This window comes from Streptomyces soli, assembly GCF_003999195.1.
GTDB lineage: Bacteria > Actinomycetota > Actinomycetes > Streptomycetales > Streptomycetaceae > Actinacidiphila > Actinacidiphila soli.
This window is the reverse complement of sequence record NZ_RJVR01000214.1, coordinates 16861-33145: the sequence shown is the minus strand read 5'-3', so window position 1 is coordinate 33145 and position 16285 is coordinate 16861. Positions and strand designations below refer to the sequence as shown.

The window sequence follows — 16285 nt, the reverse complement described above, 5'->3', positions numbered from 1 at the left end:
GCGCGAGCAGGCACACCAGGACACCTACCTCCAGGCGGCCTGACGATCACGGAAAGTCACCGTCAGCCCGCCGAAGGACTTATGAATCGCTGCACTAGGGCGGGGCCGCCCGCTTGTTGAGTGTGCGGCTCGTGTCGCTCGTCAAGGGCGCCTATGGGGAGGAATACGCCGGAAACAGGCAACAGGACTTGCCGAAGGCGCCGCGCGTGCACTCTGATCCCAGCTGAGTCTCACGCTCACTCGATCCCTTCCAGGAACGGGACGATCGCATCGATGAAGTGCTCGTTCCGATCGCCGGCCACCATGTGCCCCGCGTCGGCCACATCGACGCGCCGCGCGTTGGGAACCCGGTCACAGAACTGCTCGGCGATGTCTTCGCGCACCATGTCGCTGATCCCACCGCGGACGAGCAAGATCGGCACGTTCGTGTGGCGCGCGGCGTCGAGGAGACGCTCCGCCATGCCGGGCGGGTCCATCCGGCCCTCGAAGCTGTCCAGCATCCGGGGGTCCCAGTGCCAGACCCAGCGATCGCCGTGGCGTCGCAGGTTGTTCCGGATCCCCTCGGGGTCGTCCGGACGTGGGCGATGCGGCAGGTGGGCGGACACCGCCGCGGCCGCTTCCCGGACGCTGGCGAATCCGTCCGGCTGGCGGCGCATGAACTCGAGGATCCGGCGGACCCCGCGGGGATCCGGTCGATGGGCGACGTCGACAAGCACCAGAGCGCGAATCGCCGCCCTGGGTGCCTCTCCGGCGGCGAGCAGCGAACTCAGGCCGCCGAGCGAGGCACCAACGAGCATCGGCCGGTCGCCGAGTTCGGCGACGAGCGCCCGGACGTCCTCGGCGAACAGGTCGAGGTCGTAATCACCATCGGCTGACCATTCGCTGGTGCCATGCCCGCGCAGGTCCGGGGCGATGACCCGCCACCCCAGCGTGGCCAGTCGTGGGCCGGTCCGGTCCCAGGCGTGTCGCGTCTGGCCGCCGCCGTGCAGCAGGACAAGAGGTGGCGAGGACGCCTCGCCCCACACATCCGCCGCGAGCAGGATCCCGCCGCGGCCCACGAAGCTTCGGGGCCGTGGCAGTGCGCCGGGCGTCATACCGCGCCTCGGGTTCGCAGAGGCGCCAGCAGCTGGTCGCGGTAGGGATCCGCAGCCGCCGCGGCGAGCGCGACGTCCAGCGCGAACAGAGCACGCGCGAGGAACCGGTCGTCGTCGATCAGGGCGGCGACCCACTGATGCAGCGCACCCACGCACGAGGTGCCGACAACGGAGGCCAACGCGTCAGTGTCGATGTCGGCGCGCAGGAGGCCCTGTGTCCGTGCATCCGCCATCGCCTGGCGGAGCTGGGTGAGCGGACTGCGGTCAAGCACGAGGCCGCTTTCCTCCCACTCACGCACCATGCGACGCGACACGACCGGGTCGCCTACGAACAGCCGGACGGTCGACCTGACGACCTCCCGCGGGTCACCGGCCCCCAGCGCCGCCAGGCGGCGCTCGAGTTCGTCCATGAACCCGGCGGCGAGCGCCTCCCAGATCTTGTCGCGCGGTCCGATCAGGTTGTACACGGTGGCCGGGGCGACCTCCGCTCGCTCGGCGATCCGCTCGGTACTGATCACCGATTCCGGGCTGTCCCGCAGGAGTTCGCGCGTCGCGTCGAGGATCCGGAACCGTCGCTGGGCCTTATGCCGCTCACGCAGCCCCCCTTCGGCCGTTTGCATACGCGCACACCCCTTCGCTAAAACTTATAGAGTCCTCTAACTTTAGAGGTTCCTCTGGATCCCGCGAGGCTCTGTTGCCTGTTTCCGGCGTATTCCTCAACCGGCGTCGCTGACGCGATGAGCTTCGCTCACCCTGGACGGCTCGCCCCGGCCCGTAGTCGGCTGGCTATCGGGCGGCCCCGGGGCTGTGACGCCCGACCGCAGGTCAGCGGCCCTGCGGGTGGGGAATCAAGGCGAGCACGTCTGAGATCACCCCCGAGCGCCGGTTGGGGAGATCCAGGGAGCCCCATCACCCGCACACTTCCAGATCGGATGGCCCCGGCACCCGCCGCATGTAGGCCAGTTGGAGTACATCGGACTCTGCACTCGAGCCCGTACGTCGCTCTGCAGGTGAGCTTGTACGCCGACACCCGGCGCCGAAAGCCCCACCGTGCTGGCGCTCACCGATGACCGGGCCGCCGACAAGGCCCCGTCCAGGGTCAGGCGGTTGGCCGCCCACCCGGTGCCGGCCAGCCGGGAGACCGGGACGCGCGAATCGATCTGCCTATCGGCGCCCGTGCGCGAGCCGGCTGCGGGCCGCTGATGCGACGGCGGCCGGTAGACGGGCCGCGGGTTACCCGTGTGTGAGCCCGATGGTGGGTGGTTGCTCATCGGCGCGGTTGGCAAGCGCGCGCAGTTCGTCGGCGTAAGTGGCCCAGACGTCCCGGGCAAGGAAGTGGCCGACGCCGGGCAGGGTGCGCAGGCGGGCGCCGGGGATGGCGTCGGCGATGTCGCGCGCGGCCGCGACGCGCAGCAGCGGGTCGCGCTTGCCGTGCAGTACCAGGGTCGGCACGGTGATCCGGGCGAGCGGGCCGCCATGCCATTTCGTGCCGATCTGGCGTCTCTGCGCCTTCTGGTCGCGGAAGCTGGCGATGTGGTGCGCGGCTTCCTTGTCCACGAACGTGCGCACGTCGTCCTCGTCGAGGTGTTGGCGGGGCGCGGCCAGGATCCGGGCGACGGCCACGGCGAGGGCCAAGTTGCCTTGCGGGATCTAGGGGTAGTGCAGTCGGGCGAAGCGGGCTATCGGCGCTAGCCGCAGGTAGCGCAGGACGCTTAGGCCCGTGGCGTCGCTGGGCACGGCCGAGGAGGTGGCCAGGCTCAGCAGGCGCTTCGGGTGGCGGATCGCGGTGCGCTGCGCGACGAGCCCGCCCATGGAGTGGCCGAAGAGGTGGGGGCGTTCCCAGCCGACTGCGTCGTCGGTCAGGTCTTCGGCGCTGTAGGCCGGTGCCGAGCGGCGCAGCAGGGCTTTGATCGGTGGGCCGACGCGGCGTTCGGGTAGGTGGGTGGACTGGCCGGCGTCGCGCTGGTCGTAGGTCGCGACGTGGAAGCCGCGGCGCAGCAGCTCGTCGACCAGCCCGTCCGGCCACCAAAACCGTGAGGTCCCCAGCCCCATGACCAGCAGCAACGGGTCGCCGCCGGTGCCTCCGAGGTCCTCGAAGGCGATCTGGGTCCCGCCGTTGTATGCGAAGCGGGGCATCTCGACTCCCCTCTTTCGCAAACAGTGTTCGCGAACACCGTATGCGAAAGCTAGGCTGGCGGCAACGCGGGAGGTAGCAATGGCAGGAGAATCGAAACCGGTGATCTGGATGCGGCCGGAGCAGGCGCCGGTCGGACGTCCAGCCGAGCGCAGCCGAGCCGAGATCACCGCTGCCGCGGTGGAACTGGCCGACCGCGAGGGCCTGGAAGCCGTCTCCATGCGCCGCGTCGCCGCAGTCCTCGGCACCGGCGCTGCCTCGCTCTACCGCTACGTGGCCACCCGCGACGACCTGCTCGACCTGATGACCGACAGCACCGCGGGCGAATACGACCTGTCCGCCCCGAGCGGCGACTGGCAGGCCGACCTGCTCGAAATCGCCCACCAGGCCAGGAAGATCATGCGACGCCACCACTGGCTGCCGACCCTGGTCATCACCCGCCCCACCCTCGGCCCGCACGCGATCGACCTGCTCGAGCACGTACTCGACGTGCTCGCTGGCCACCCGGCCAACCCCGCCCGCAAACTCGAGGCCTTCGCCCTGCTGAACGCCCTGACCGCGCTGTTCGTCCAGAACGAACTGACCACCGCACACCCCGGCGCCCAGCGCCAGTTCGCGCACCTGCATCACGTGGCCGCCGGCGGCAGCCACCCCCGCATCGCCGCCCTGCTCGCCGCCACCTCACCTGAAGGCAACTCCCGCGACCCCTTCGCCACCGTACTCACCCGCACCCTGACCGGTGTGCTGGGCTGACTCCGACACAACCCCCCGCACACGCCTGAACGCCGGCGCCTCCGAGCCTGCTCACGCCAATCCGTCTAGATCCCTAGAAACAGGACACCACTCCACTTTGCCGAAGCCCTGGGAGCTGTCGATCAATAACTCATGGTCAGAAAAATATCGTTCGGGCGGTCTGATCGCGCATGTTGCTGTTCCCGTGCAAGATCAAGACGAAAAGTTATTGATCGGCGGCTCCCTGGCTGTCGAGGTAGTCGTGCAGGTCTTCCTGCAGCTCGATCTCCAACGGGAGTTTCTCTCCAGGCTTGGGAGCGAAGAGATAGGCGGTCTTCTTCGTGTGCTTGTTACGGCCGCGGTTCGTCCTGTTCGCGAGGAACGTCGCCACGAGGATCGAGCGTGACGTCCGTCCGCACGATTACGAGGTGTCCCCACCGGTACGGGGATAGACCGGTCATTCCACTCCGAGCGAAACATTCAGCCGACATAGGGGACATGCGGGCACGTTGACCGCAGTCAGTGCTTCCAGCGCCTACTCCCGCGTGACCGAGTCAAGGGATGGCGGGTGGGTGTGGGTTGGCGGTGTTCATGGAGCGGGGTTGTCAGCCCGGGCATCGACGGTAGTGGGCGATCAGGGGGAGAAAGACCTGGTCCACCACTTCGGTGATGGCTGCTTGGGAGGGGGGTCGGTGGGTGAGGAGTATTTCGCCGACCACCAGGGTGAAGGGCAGCGCGGCGACGCGTGCGGGGACGGATGCTTGATCAAGCTCGCCGCGTTGTGCGGCGCGGTCGATCACCGTTGCCATCGCGGCCCGGCCGGCCTGTTGGGTGCGGTCCTGGAGGTAGTGGGCGAGGTCGCTGTTGCGGGCGCGCTCGTCGGCGAGTGCGTCGAGGACGGGTGCGATCTGCGTCATGCGCAGGGTGAGGCGGCCCAGCAGTGCGAGGACGTCGGTTCGCAGGGCTCCGGTGTCGGGTGCGGGTGGTGGCAGCGGCGGTGTCTGGTGGCGCAGGGCGGCCAGGACCAGGTCGCGGCGGTGGGGCCACCGGCGGTAGAGCACGGTTCTGCTGGTGCTGGCGCGGGCTGCCACGGCCTCGAATGTCAGCTGGTGGTAGCCGACGGCAAGGAGTTCATCCCACGCCGCCTGGAGCAGGGCGGCTTCCAGGGCGGCGCCTCTGCGGCGCCGTACCGAACGGGCGCCGGTGTCGTCGGCGGAGGAGTTGCGCGCGGGTTCAGCAGGATTCGGGCCGCCGGTTTCTTCTTTGGGCACAGCGTGTATCTTATCCTCAAGTTAAGGTACATACTGAACCTTATGGAGCCCTGATGCGTGGCAAGGGTGTGCAGTACGACACCGGAACGTTCCCCGATGGCAGCAACACCCGCTACACCTTCGATCCCCCCACGGTAGAGCGCGAGATGCGCATCATCGCCGACGACCTGCACTGCACCGCCGTGCGTGTCACCGGCGGCGACCCCGAACGCCTCAGCGTCGCAGCCGAGTACGCGGCCGCTGCTGGACTGACGTGAAGAAGGGCATGGGCACGGTCGGTGCCCAGCCTCAGCGCCAGTACACGGGCACCGCGGGCAGGATCGAAAACGCCCAAGTTGCCGTCTACCTGGTCTACGCGGGACCGCGCGGACATACCGCGGTGGACCGGGAACTGTACGTTCCGCGCTCCTGAACCTCCGACCCCGACCGCTGCCGCGCCGCGGCAACCAGCTCCGCATCGTCCAGAACGCTGAGTACATCTCGCGCAGGGAGAGCTCCTCCTCGTCGCGCAGGCGTACGGCGGTGGCGATCATGTCGCGGGGCTTGGCGGCGCCGGTCTGCCGTGCGGGCTGGGACCGGGGCCCGGCCCTCCCCTGGGTGGGGAGGGCCGGGCAGTGGCGCGTCACGCGTCCTGGTCGGGGTCCTCGCCGTCCTGGTCGTCCTGGTCGGCGTCCTTGGCCTCTTCGGCAGCCTGGGGGGTGTAGGGCTCGCCGCTGATGATGGCCTGCTCGATCGGGGCCAGCCGGTATCCCATCTCGCCGAGGAACGCGAGATAGGTGCGGGCGTCGGCCCGGATCTCGTCGGTGTCCCATGACGGTTCGTCGTGCCGCCAGGCGCTGCCCGGTACGCCGCATTGCCCTCGACCTTGAGCTTGTAGGGCATCCCCTCTTCCTTCTCCGGCTTGACCGGGGCGGCGGACTGACCGGCGTCCGTCGACGCCTCGTCCGGCTCCTCCTGCGGAGTGTCGTCCTCCTTGAGCGCGTGGCCGTAGGCCTTGGGGTCGGTGCACAGGAACATCACGGCAGCCGGGGCGACCTCGTCGTACTCGGCCCAGATGGCCACGTGCCCGGGGCAGGAAGCATGGTCCACGGAATCGATTATTGCGGTCGCATCAGGTCGAGGTCCTCGCCCTATGCGTCCGGCACCGCGCCGTGCCCGGCGCGCCGGGCCGCTGCCTCGACACGGGCGAAGAGGCGCCGTTGTAGGGGCACGTCGCCCGTTCCTGAGATGCGGTCCGCGGCGTCCAGCAGCATGTCGGTGTCCCAGCCGGGCAGTGGGTACCGGGCGAGTTCCCACTCCAGGTACTTGTTGTAGGGGCGGGGGCGGCGGTCGAGAGCGAAGAGCAGCTCCAGCAGAAACCGGACGATGTCGGCAGCGTCGAGGCGGGCGGCGAGTGAATTTCCGTCGCGGTCGTTCTTGACGGAGCGGTAGAGGGAGTTGGCATAGGCGTCGAGCCACTCACCGGAGTCCCGGAATGCTTCATCGACGTCGAGTCGTGCCTTGGCGGCCAGGATCTGGGCGATGCCTCCGTCGAGCCGGTCGAGGATGATCCGGGCACGGGCGAGGGCGTAGCGCTCGAAGCCGGGCCTGTGAGGTTCGGCGTGGATGTCACCGGGATGTTCGGCTGGGGTGTCACTGAACGCGGATCGAGTTTGCGCAGTTCAGGGTAACGTTTTTGTGAGTGATCATGGTGACACGGTTCCGAACATCCAGTGACATCAACCCGTATCGTCCAGTGTCAGATTTCCCGCACCTCATACCTGCCCCACGACCGTGACCAGCCGGCCGACGGGCTGTACTCCACCGGAGCTCCCCTCCGGAGCCGTCGACCCGCGTACCGTCGCACCCGGGGTGATGGGTGACAAGACCGAACGCTCCGAGGGTGGCCCGGCCTGCCCCGCCGTGTTCGACTCGGGATGGTTCTGCCCGCCGGCTGACGGCGCATGGGAGGGACCGGCCGGAGCCGGCCGCCTAGATGGTCCCCCGGGCACTGGGCGCGGGCCCGGCTCTTGGGTGGCCGTGAGTTCTGCCGGTTGATGCACATGCCTGCACAGCGGGACAGTGTTCTCGGCGTTACGGTCCACCTGTGCGGGGACATCCAGGTATGACCTTCCTCGGTGTCGACATCGGCACATCCAGCAGCAAGGGCGTCCTGGTCGACGCCTCCGGCATGGTGATCGCGACCGCGGTGCGCAAGCACACCGTCTCCCGCCCGAATCCAGGACATGTCGAGATGGACCCCGAGGTGTGGTGGCAGGAGTTCCGCGGCATCACTCGCGAACTTCTGTCCGACGGTGCGCGGGTGGAGGCGGTCGGGGTCAGCGGCATGGGCCCGTGCGTCTGCCTGGCCGACGCCGCAAACCAGCCGCTGCGTCCAGCCATCCTCTACGGTGTGGACACGCGGGCCGTTGCGCAGATCGCCCGGCTCGACGCCGAACTCGACCGTCAGGCCGTCCTCGACCGGTGCGGCAGCGTGCTGTCCACACAGGCGGTGGGGCCGAAGGTGGCTTGGGTGGCCGAGCATGAGCCGGAGGTGTTCACGGCCGCACGGCGGCTGTTCATGCCGGCCTCCTTTCTCGCTCACCGGCTTACCGGCGCCTATGTACTCGACCACCACTCGGCCAGCCAGTCCGTCCCCTTCTACGACGCCCGGGCCCAGGACTGGTACCGCCCTTGGGTAGACGCGGTATGGCCGCACGCGGACCTCCCCGAGCTGCGCTGGCCCGGTGACCAGGCCGGCACGGTGACTGCCGAGGCGGCAGCGGCAACCGGGCTCTTGCCGGGCACGCCCGTCCTCACCGGAACCATCGATGCCTGGACCGAGGCCGTCAGCGTCGACGCGACACGACCAGGCGACCTGATGCTCATGTACGGCACGACGATGTTCCTCATCGCCACCGTCGCCAGGCAGCTGCGAGTGCCTGAGCTGTGGAGTACCGTCGGCGCCTTCCCCGGCACCCGCTCTCTCGCCGGTGGCATGGCCACCTCCGGAGCGGTCACCGAGTGGCTGCGCGGCCTGTTCGGCTCACCCGGCCGCGCTGTCCTGCTGGCGGAGGCCGCGGACAGCGGCGTCGGTGCACGCGGTCTCGCGATGCTCCCGTACTTCGCCGGCGAGCGCACCCCGATCGCCGACCCTGACGCTCGCGGGGTGATCGCCGGTCTCACCGTCGAGCACACCCGCGGCGACCTTTACCGGGCCGCGCTGGAGGCCACCGCGCACGGCGTACGCCACAACATTGAGGCAATGGGACACGCAGGCGCTGAAGTCGAGCGGGTAGTCGCCGTCGGCGGAGGCACGCAGGGCAGGTTGTGGACCCAGATCGTCTCCGACGTCACCGGGCTACCCCAGGACATCCCCACCATCACCGTCGGCGCCAGCTATGGGGCCGCCCGGCTTGCCGCCCGACTGGCCGATGAAGCGGCAACCGCGACGTGGAACCCCGTACGCGAGCAGCGCGTACCGGACCCGGCCGCGGGGGCCGCATACGACAGGCTGCACAGCCTGTACCGGGGCCTCTATCCAGCGACACACGACACGGTCCATGCCCTCGCTCGGTTCCAGCGTGAAGCCGAAGGATTTGCGAGCACTGTGTCCGACTACTGAACTTCCTGACGAACCCTCACGCCTCTCGGGTGGCGTTGGGGTGCAGGTGGGTGCGCTGCGCTGTCAGGAGCGGCAGGCTGGCTGCTGGTGCAGCCAGGCCAGGGCGGTTTTGAAGACCGGGTCGTGGGTGGGGCCGCGGTCGAGGTCATCGATGGCGAAGGGCACCGTGACGTCCGGGGGAATGGGGGTGTTGCCGTAGACCCGTCCTGTCCGGTCCGCGCACACACCGCAGTCGCAGGCCAGCGCGAGCGTCGGTAGTCTCACCGACGGCCGCATGGGCCGGGGCACGGATGCATCCGGATAACCCTTCCGTGCCGGGCCAGGTCCCAGGCGCCTGCCCCAAACTGCTGGGCAGCGCCCCTCCGGTTGCTGTCTCCTTCAACGACGCGCCCGATATGACGGCCGGCAGCCACAGCGCCGTCGCACGCTTCTACCGTCGCACCCCAGGACGCACCAGCGGCCACAGAGGGGCCACGAAACCGGCAAGGCTGGCAACGGCCCCGACAACGCTGCTCACTTGGTCGGCAGAACTGACCTTCCCCTCGTAGCTGCTGATCGTGGCATCGCGGCGCAGTACGGGTCCGTCTTCACGGAGATCCGGACTCGAGGGGAACCAGCCCGAGGCCGAGGCCGAGCGGGGTTCCGGCCGGCAGGTCGGGAAAGCCCGCCTGGCCCTGCGGATCGATGATCACGGGCGGAGGATGCCCGGCCCGCGCCATCGTGCACCGCCTTGTGACCGGGTCATAGACGGCATACAGACAGGTGGCGCCGATCGGAACCCGGTCCGGGGCGTCGGCGTCCTCGTCGTTCACCCGCCGGACCGTGTCATCAAGGTGTGCCAGCAGTTCATGGGGAGGCAAATCCATGTCCGCGAGGGTGTGAACGGCGGTGCGCAACCGGCCCATCGCCGCCGCGGCGTTGATGCCGTGTCCGATCACATCGCCGACGACGAGGGCCACCCGGGCGCCGGACAGCTCGATCACATCGAACCAGTCACCCCCCACGCCGTGGTCCATGCCGGCCGGCATGTAGCGCGAGGCCACCTCGATGGCGACGCCACCTCGCACACGGTGGGGCAGCAGGTCGCGCTGGAGCGTGAGGGCCGCGGTGCGTTCGCGAGCGTACTGAAGAGCGTTGTCCAGCCAGAGCGCGGCCCGGGTGACGAGCTCCTCGGCGAGGAGCAGGTCATCCTCCTGGAACGGCGTCTGCTCCTCGGAGCGGCCGAACAGCGCCAGTCCCAGCATGCAGCGCCGCGCACGGATGGGTACGACCATCAATGAGTGGACCCCGCTGTCACGGACCTTCTGGGCCCGCACCGGGTCGTGGTCGATCCAGGGGCCGGTGGTGTCCAGCAACGGTTCCAGGTGAGACCTGCCCGTGCGCAGGGCGGTGGCGAACGGCGAGCTCGGGTGCACATGGACCACCTCTTCGCGCACCCACGGCGACTCCAGAACACCCAGGTCGATGGAGGCCAGACCGGCACGGCGCAACAGAGCGGGGCGGCCCCTCGCCGTGCCGATCCGTGCCGAGGGCTCCAGGCCGAACGGAACCGACTCCACCAGGTCGACGAGGGCGTGATCAGCCAGCAACGGCACGGCAAGGTCGGCCAGTTCCTGCCCGGTCTGCATGACGTCGAGGGTGCGCGGGCAGCGAGTCCTTAAGGCGGCGTCCGAACCGCCGGGCACGAGGAATGCCGTCGTGGCGCTCCATGGCGTCGTTCACCCAGGTGCAGCGCAGCTGCAGGTCACGAACGACGATGCCGATCGGCGCGTGAGCGAGGAGAGACTCGCGCACCGGCCCGTGGGCCGTCCCTGAGGACAGGGACCCGATGTCGGTCACGGACACCAGCCACCGGGTGCTGGCGCCCTGTCCCCACAGCAACGAAACCCGCAAAGTCATCCTGAGCGTGTGACCGTCGCGGTGGCGGACCGCCACGGCCCCGGACCAGCCACCCTGTGCACGGCACTGCTCGGCGTGCGCCGAGGCCCCCAGGACGTCCTCGGAGGGTTGCAGCACCTGCGCGGCGGCCCGGCCCACCATCTCGCGAGCCGAGTACCCGACTAGCTGCTGAGCAGCCTGTGTCCATCCCACCACTGTCCCCTCCGCGACGATCATCGCTATCGCTGCGTCGGGTCCGTTTCGGCGGTTCAGCATGCGCGCGGGCGAGTCCGCTCAGGCGTCGCGCAGGGTGGACAGCCGTAGCCCCTGCTGCGATGATGAATTCATCAGAACTGGTAGTTTTGTTTTTGGTGCATACTGATGCCAGCCTCACGCAGGAGCCGATTCGAACGCCGTCGGGCCGTGACCCGGCAGGCGCTCGTCCGCGCCGCCCGGAAGATCCTGGTCGAGTCCGGCGACACCAGCGCCAGCATCCGGGCCATCGCGGAGCGCGCGGACGTGGGCTTCGGCTCCTTCTACAACCACTTCACCTGCAAGCTGGACCTCTTCGAAGCGGCTGTGGCCGATGCGCTGGAGGAGTACGCCGAAGCCATCGACGAAGGCTTGCGTGGCGTCGACGATCCCGCCGAGCGCTGGGGCGTGCGGCTCAGCGCACGTATGGCCGAGTCACACCCGGAGATCATGCGGATCCTGTGCGACAGCGAGCTCGGCCGCATATGCGCCGGCCACGGCCTGGCTCCGCGCGCGAAGCGCGATGTGGAGCAGGGCATGGCCTCGGGCCGCTTCACGGTGGTCGACCCGGTCATCGCCCTGACCGCGCTGAACGGCAGCCTGCTGGCATTTCTGGAACTGTGGTTCAACCGGCCCGAGGTCGACCGGGTGTCGGCGTACGCGTGAAAGTGCTCAGCTCGGTACACGGCTACGTGCACAGCCAGCTGACGCCGCAGCGCTGGGGCCACCCGATAGCCAGCCAGCTCCGGGACGGGGTCCGCTGTCCAGGGTGGGGCGAAGCCCCATCGCAGCGCGACGCCCGCAGGGCGCCCTTGACGGCGGGCCCTGTCCCGCACCATGACAACGCGGGTGGCCCCAGCGCCCCCACCAGCTTGAAGCCGGGCGAAGGCTGCGCACGTTGATTCGTACTTGGCTGTGCACATTGGGGTGTACGCCGACAGACCGGGATCAGGCCGCAGGCACATTGGCCGTGATGCTTTTGCACATGCTCGGCCTCCCTCCGGATGAGGCCCGCGACCTGACCCGGCGCCCCCTTCCCGCCGCAACCTGGAAAGGAGCCCCATAGCCCAAGGTCCGCCAACACCGACCGCGCACGGTTTTCCTTGGCCCGCGCAGGACGTGAGGGTGTCAGAGGGCGTTTTAAGAGAAGGCGCACCACTTTGATCCATTGTGCCCGCCCGCGAAAGCCGTCATTTCGGGCGCCAAGGAGCGCAGAAAGTCGGCCTTCTGTGATCCCGAGCGCCGCCCGCGGCGGCGTAGGGCGATACCTGCAGGTCGGCGAGGTGTGCAGCCAGGGCACCAATCGCTCTAAATGCGAGCGAAAGCTCTTGAAACACCCTCTCGGTAGTTCCTGCCGTGGTGTGCCGCCCCGCGTCCCTACAAGTGGATGGGCAGGTGACGCGGTCCGCGGAGCATGGCGTTCTGCCGGTAGGGGGGCGGGTCCTGGACGAGGCGGGCCGTGCCGAGGCGCGGGATCAGCGCGCCGAGGGCGGCCTCGGCCTCGATGCGGGCGAGCGGCGCGCCGTAGCAGAGGTGGATGCCGCTGCCGAAGCCGAAGTGCTGGTTGTCCGGGCGGGTGGGGTCGAACCGGTCGGGCTCGTGGAACGGCTTGGGGTCGCGGCTGCCTGAGGCCAGCGCCAGTACGACGGACGTGCCCTTGGGGATCGTGGTGCCGGCGACGTCGATATCGGCGAGAGGGATCCTTTCGCGCATGTGGACCGGGGGTTCGTAGCGCAGTAGTTCTTCCACCGCTTGCGGCAGCAGGCGGGGTTCGCGGCGCAACCGGTCCAACTGGTCGGGCTGACGCAGCAGGGTGAGGACGCCGTTGGTGATCAGGTTGACCGTGGTCTCGTGTCCGGCGATGAACAACAGGATGGCGGTTTCCGCCAGTTCCTCGACGGTGAGCCGCAGGGCGAGGTCCGGTTCGTTGATGAAGTCGGAGAGCATGTCGCCGGTGGGCCGGTCGCGGCGCTGTTCGGCGAGGTTGACCAGGTACCGGCCCATCTCCTGCCGGGCCTGCATGGCCGCCTTGTTCCGTTCGGTGGTGTCTTCCCCGGGCCCGATGTCGGCGGACGCGACGATCGCGTCGGTCCATCTTTGGAACAGCGACTCGTCCTCACGCGGGACACCCATCAGCCGGCAGATGACGGTGATGGGCAGGGGGTAGGCGAAGTCGTCGACGACGTCGATCTGCTCGCGGTCCCGGAGCGCCTCGATCAGTTCCCCGGTGATGTGGGCGATCTCGCCGCGCATGGCATCAACCCGGCCCGGGCTGTGCGGCGGGCCGAACGGCCGCATGGCCAGGGTGCGCAGCCTGTGGTGCTCGGGGTCGTCGAGCCGCAGGAACGGCGGCTTCGGCGTCTCCTCGGACAGCGACGGGGTGGTGCGGGTGCGTGGATCGGCGCTCATGCGCGGGTCGTGGAGCAGGGCGGAGATCTCGTGGTAGGTGCCGATCAGATAGCCGCCGTCTGCCTGCCGCACCACGGGACCGGCCTCGCGGAGTTCCGCATACAGCGGGTAGGGGTTGGGACGGCTGGTGTAGTCGGTGATCCGTGCCAGCAAGGTGTCGGAGTCCATGGTGGCTCCTCGTGGTCGGGCGGGAGGTGGGTCAGCCGGTGGGCTGCACCACCGTCAGCCGCCGATCGGGCAGGTAACCGGTGAGCGCCACGGTGGGGCCGTGGGACAGCCCCTTCGGGTCCGGCACGTCGGACGGGATCGCGATGTCCGCCGCGATTGCGCGGTCCGCCGCGCCGGGCGGGGGCGGGAACGGAGCGGCCGCCTCGATCAGGTGCCGGTAGTAGTCGAGCGACTTGGCCATGTCGACGGTGACCGCGGCGGTGACCCGCCCCTGGTAGCCGTAGACCATCGCCAGACGGCGCGCCTCCAGGGAACCCTGGGCGATGACCACATGGTCGGAGAACGTGGGCACGCCCACCGACTTGATGTTGAGCCCGAACTGTGTCGACCAGAAGGTCGGGAGGGTCAGGTGCGGGCGCCTCAGGGGCCCGGGGCTGACCATGTTGTGGGCCGCCACCTCGGCCTGCGCGACCGCGTTGCCCCAGTGCTCCAGGGAGAGCATCTGGTAACCGAACAGCGGGTGGGGGAAGCGGGAGACGTCGCCGGCCACGAAGACGTCGTCGGTGACGATCCCGTACATGTTGAAGGCCCGGCACCCGGCGTCGCAGGCGATTCCGCGCGGGCCCGCCGCCAGCCCGGACTCCGCGAGCCACTCCACGTTGCGGACCGCTCCCAGCGCCACGACGCACACGTCCGCGTCGATACGGCCGCCGTCGGACAGGTCCGCGCCGGTGAACCGGCCGTTCCCGTCACCGCGCAGGGCGGTGACCGTCACCCCGCAGCGCAGATCCACGCCGTGATTGCGCTGCATGACGGCCGCGAGCTTCGACAGCGTCCCGCCGAGCGCGCCCACCAGGGGTGCGGGGCCGCGTTCGGCGACCGTGACCTCCAGCCCCCGTTCCCGGCAGGCCGAGGCGATCTCCGATCCGGTGAAGCCGCCACCGATCACCAGCACCCGCTCCGGCCCGGCGGCCAGTCGCTTGGCGAGCCCGCCGGCGTCGTCGCGGGTGCGCAGGGTGAACACCCCGTCCAGCGCGGCCTCCTCCGGGTTGGGCCAGGGCCGCGCCCGGGTCCCGGTGGTGATCAGCAGCCGATCGAACGGCAACGACTCGCCGTCGTCCAGCACCACCCGTTTCCCGAGCGGGTCCACACCCGTGGCACGTACGCCCAGCCGCCAGTCGGCATCCGGATCCCGCCGCATCGGCAGCCCCGTGGTGTCCGCCGGCGCCTGGCCGAGGAGCACCTGCTTGGACAGCGGCGGCCGGTCATAGGGCGGATAGGGCTCGTCCCCGACCACGGTCAGTGAGCCGGTGAAGCCCTCCTCCCGTAGCGCCTCCGCGCCCCGCAACCCGGCCAGCGACGCGCCGACGATGACGATACGGCCGTCCTTGAGGTCGTCACCGGGCACCGGCGCTCACCTCCTCACCGAGGAGGATGGCCTGGACCGGGCATGCCGCCGCGGCCTGGCGCACGCGCTCAACCTGGTCATCGGGGACGGCCGTGGCGTACAGCAGTCCCTCCTCCCCATGCAGCTGGAAAACCGCGGGCGCGAGGAACACGCACTGCGCGTAGCCCTGGCAGCGGGTGAGGTCGACAACGGTCCGCATGCTCACCACTTCCTCCGTCGTCACCCCCCACATCCAGCATGGGGGCAGAACCGCAGGCTCGCACGGCCACGCGGGGGACGGCGGGCTGGCCCCGTGCCGGCCGCAGGTCAGCCGAGGGCGCGGTCAAGGTTGAAGGCAGCGCTGATCAGGGCGAGATGGGTGAAAGCCTGCGGAAAATTACCCAATTGCTGTCCGGTGTGGCTGATCTCCTCGGCGAACAGGCCAAGGTGGTTGGCGTAGGTGAGCATCTTCTCGAAGGCCAGGCGCGCTTCATCCAGTCGACCGGCGCGGGTAAGGGCCTCGACATACCAGAACGAGCAGATGGAAAAGGTGCCTTCGTCGCCTTCCAGGCCGTCGGGGCTCGCCTTGGGGTCGTAGCGCCAGACCAGGGAGTCGGAGACGAGTTCATTGCCGAGGGCATCCAGTGTGGACAGCCACAGGAGGTCGTTGGAAGCGATGAAATTGGTCAGCGGCAACATCAGCGCCGCGGCGTCCAGCACGTCGCCGCCCTCGTACTGGGCGAACGCCTGCCGGGCGGGCGACCAGCCCTGGTCCAGAATCCGCCAGTAGATCGTGTCCCGAACCGGGCCCCAGCGGATGAGCTCGGCGGGCAGGCCGCGGTGCCAGGCGATGCGCATGGCGCGGTCGATGGCCACCCAGCACATGAGACGGGAGTAGAGGAACCTCTTGCGGCCGCCGCGGGTCTCCCACACGCCCTCGTCCGGCTGGTCCCAGTGCTCGCAGACCCAGTTCACCAGGTCACACACCGCGCGCCATTGGCCGCTGGTCAGGGGCTGACACCACTTGTCGTACAGGTACACGGAGTCGAGCAGGGCGCCGTAGATGTCAAGCTGCAGCTGGGTGACGGCGTCGTTGCCGACCCGCACAGGCGCCGAACCCCGGTAGCCCTCCAGGTGGAGGAGCTCGCGTTCTGCGTTTTCTTGACTTCTTCCCGATCGCAGGGGCATCAGACCGGCCCGACAGGGTCAGCGCGGCGCTTCTTCCGCCGTCCGACTGGGCAGCCGGCTGACCGGCACGCAATCCCAGGGCGCGCGTCCGCCCCCCTGCGTGGGCACGCACGGAGGCGCTGGAAAGGCCTGGACTCTGCCGCACACATCTGCCGCCGCAAGCCGAGA

The 16285-nt window shown here is 69.3% G+C and carries 16 protein-coding genes and 4 pseudogenes; 6 read left to right on the top strand and 14 right to left on the bottom strand.

Annotation, left to right across the window (positions count from 1 at the left end):
• Positions 1 to 236: 236 nt before the first annotated feature.
• From EFK10_RS20485 to EFK10_RS52700, 3 genes and pseudogenes are all read right to left on the bottom strand, one after another.
• The gene (locus EFK10_RS20485; RefSeq protein ID WP_127357114.1) at positions 237 to 1058 is read right to left on the bottom strand and encodes an alpha/beta fold hydrolase; all 822 of its coding nucleotides are present in this window, start codon (positions 1056 to 1058) and stop codon (positions 237 to 239) included.
• Positions 1059 to 1090: 32 nt separating this feature from the next.
• The gene (locus EFK10_RS20480) at positions 1091 to 1714 is read right to left on the bottom strand and encodes a TetR/AcrR family transcriptional regulator (RefSeq protein ID WP_127357113.1); all 624 of its coding nucleotides are present in this window, start codon (positions 1712 to 1714) and stop codon (positions 1091 to 1093) included.
• A gap of 613 nt (positions 1715 to 2327) precedes the next feature.
• Positions 2328 to 3230: pseudogene (locus EFK10_RS52700) on the bottom strand (alpha/beta fold hydrolase).
• Between the two features lie 79 nt (positions 3231 to 3309).
• On the opposite strand from EFK10_RS52700, the gene EFK10_RS20470 reads away from it, so the two are divergent.
• The gene (locus EFK10_RS20470; RefSeq protein WP_127357112.1) at positions 3310 to 3981 is read left to right on the top strand and encodes a TetR/AcrR family transcriptional regulator; all 672 of its coding nucleotides are present in this window, start codon (positions 3310 to 3312) and stop codon (positions 3979 to 3981) included.
• A 205-nt stretch (positions 3982 to 4186) separates the two neighbouring features.
• On the opposite strand, the gene EFK10_RS47605 is transcribed toward EFK10_RS20470, so the two are convergent.
• Positions 4187 to 4351 (bottom strand): hypothetical protein, encoded by a 165-nt coding sequence (locus tag EFK10_RS47605; protein WP_164836080.1) that lies wholly within the window; start codon positions 4349 to 4351, stop codon positions 4187 to 4189.
• A gap of 214 nt (positions 4352 to 4565) precedes the next feature.
• Entirely contained in the window at positions 4566 to 5231 is a 666-nt protein-coding gene (locus tag EFK10_RS20465) for a TetR/AcrR family transcriptional regulator (protein WP_127357111.1), read from the bottom strand.
• A gap of 53 nt (positions 5232 to 5284) precedes the next feature.
• On the opposite strand from EFK10_RS20465, the gene EFK10_RS53345 reads away from it, so the two are divergent.
• Entirely contained in the window at positions 5285 to 5488 is a 204-nt protein-coding gene (locus EFK10_RS53345; protein ID WP_127357110.1) for a hypothetical protein, read from the top strand.
• Between the two features lie 11 nt (positions 5489 to 5499).
• A pseudogene (locus EFK10_RS53340) lies at positions 5500 to 5640 on the top strand (IS701 family transposase); the annotation flags it as partial.
• A gap of 213 nt (positions 5641 to 5853) precedes the next feature.
• Here EFK10_RS53340 and EFK10_RS52165 read toward each other — a convergent pair.
• On the bottom strand, positions 5854 to 5985 hold the full coding sequence (locus tag EFK10_RS52165) for a hypothetical protein (protein WP_265737536.1): 132 nt from the start codon (positions 5983 to 5985) through the stop codon (positions 5854 to 5856).
• Positions 5986 to 6361: 376 nt separating this feature from the next.
• A pseudogene (locus tag EFK10_RS50530) lies at positions 6362 to 6817 on the bottom strand (hypothetical protein); the annotation flags it as partial.
• 187 nt (positions 6818 to 7004) lie between these two features.
• Between EFK10_RS50530 and EFK10_RS53335 the strand changes: the two are divergent.
• Positions 7005 to 7268: a DUF6009 family protein gene (locus EFK10_RS53335; protein ID WP_407647108.1), complete on the top strand. Its 264-nt coding sequence runs from the start codon at positions 7005 to 7007 to the stop codon at positions 7266 to 7268.
• Positions 7269 to 7335: 67 nt separating this feature from the next.
• Positions 7336 to 8835: an FGGY-family carbohydrate kinase gene (locus EFK10_RS20440; protein WP_127357109.1), complete on the top strand. Its 1500-nt coding sequence runs from the start codon at positions 7336 to 7338 to the stop codon at positions 8833 to 8835.
• A gap of 63 nt (positions 8836 to 8898) precedes the next feature.
• Here the strand turns inward: EFK10_RS20440 and EFK10_RS20435 are convergent, their stop codons facing one another.
• From EFK10_RS20435 to EFK10_RS50520, 3 genes are all read right to left on the bottom strand, one after another.
• Positions 8899 to 9099, bottom strand: coding sequence for a hypothetical protein (locus tag EFK10_RS20435; protein WP_127357108.1), 201 nt, complete (start codon positions 9097 to 9099; stop codon positions 8899 to 8901).
• A 323-nt stretch (positions 9100 to 9422) separates the two neighbouring features.
• Positions 9423 to 10520, bottom strand: coding sequence for a PP2C family protein-serine/threonine phosphatase (locus EFK10_RS20430; RefSeq protein WP_240677349.1), 1098 nt, complete (start codon positions 10518 to 10520; stop codon positions 9423 to 9425).
• Positions 10414 to 10950 (bottom strand): PAS domain-containing protein, encoded by a 537-nt coding sequence (locus EFK10_RS50520; protein ID WP_240677348.1) that lies wholly within the window; start codon positions 10948 to 10950, stop codon positions 10414 to 10416. The genes EFK10_RS20430 and EFK10_RS50520 overlap by 107 nt, the downstream gene beginning before the upstream one ends.
• A 144-nt stretch (positions 10951 to 11094) precedes the next feature.
• On the opposite strand from EFK10_RS50520, the gene EFK10_RS20425 reads away from it, so the two are divergent.
• Positions 11095 to 11631 (top strand): TetR/AcrR family transcriptional regulator, encoded by a 537-nt coding sequence (locus tag EFK10_RS20425; RefSeq protein ID WP_127357107.1) that lies wholly within the window; start codon positions 11095 to 11097, stop codon positions 11629 to 11631.
• Between the two features lie 711 nt (positions 11632 to 12342).
• Here the strand turns inward: EFK10_RS20425 and EFK10_RS20415 are convergent.
• The 4 genes and pseudogenes from EFK10_RS20415 to EFK10_RS20400 form a co-directional block, all read right to left on the bottom strand.
• Positions 12343 to 13542 carry a cytochrome P450 gene (locus EFK10_RS20415; protein WP_127357106.1) on the bottom strand — a complete coding sequence of 400 codons (1200 nt, stop codon included), beginning with the start codon at positions 13540 to 13542 and terminating at the stop codon, positions 12343 to 12345.
• A gap of 31 nt (positions 13543 to 13573) precedes the next feature.
• Positions 13574 to 14950 carry an NAD(P)/FAD-dependent oxidoreductase gene (locus tag EFK10_RS20410; protein WP_127357105.1) on the bottom strand — a complete coding sequence of 459 codons (1377 nt, stop codon included), beginning with the start codon at positions 14948 to 14950 and terminating at the stop codon, positions 13574 to 13576.
• Positions 14940 to 15149 carry a ferredoxin gene (locus EFK10_RS20405; RefSeq protein WP_127357116.1) on the bottom strand — a complete coding sequence of 70 codons (210 nt, stop codon included), beginning with the start codon at positions 15147 to 15149 and terminating at the stop codon, positions 14940 to 14942. Before EFK10_RS20405 ends, EFK10_RS20410 begins: the two co-directional genes overlap by 11 nt.
• A 107-nt stretch (positions 15150 to 15256) precedes the next feature.
• Positions 15257 to 16093 (bottom strand): annotated as a pseudogene (locus tag EFK10_RS20400) (glycoside hydrolase family 15 protein); the annotation flags it as partial.
• Between the last annotated feature and the right edge of the window lie 192 nt (positions 16094 to 16285).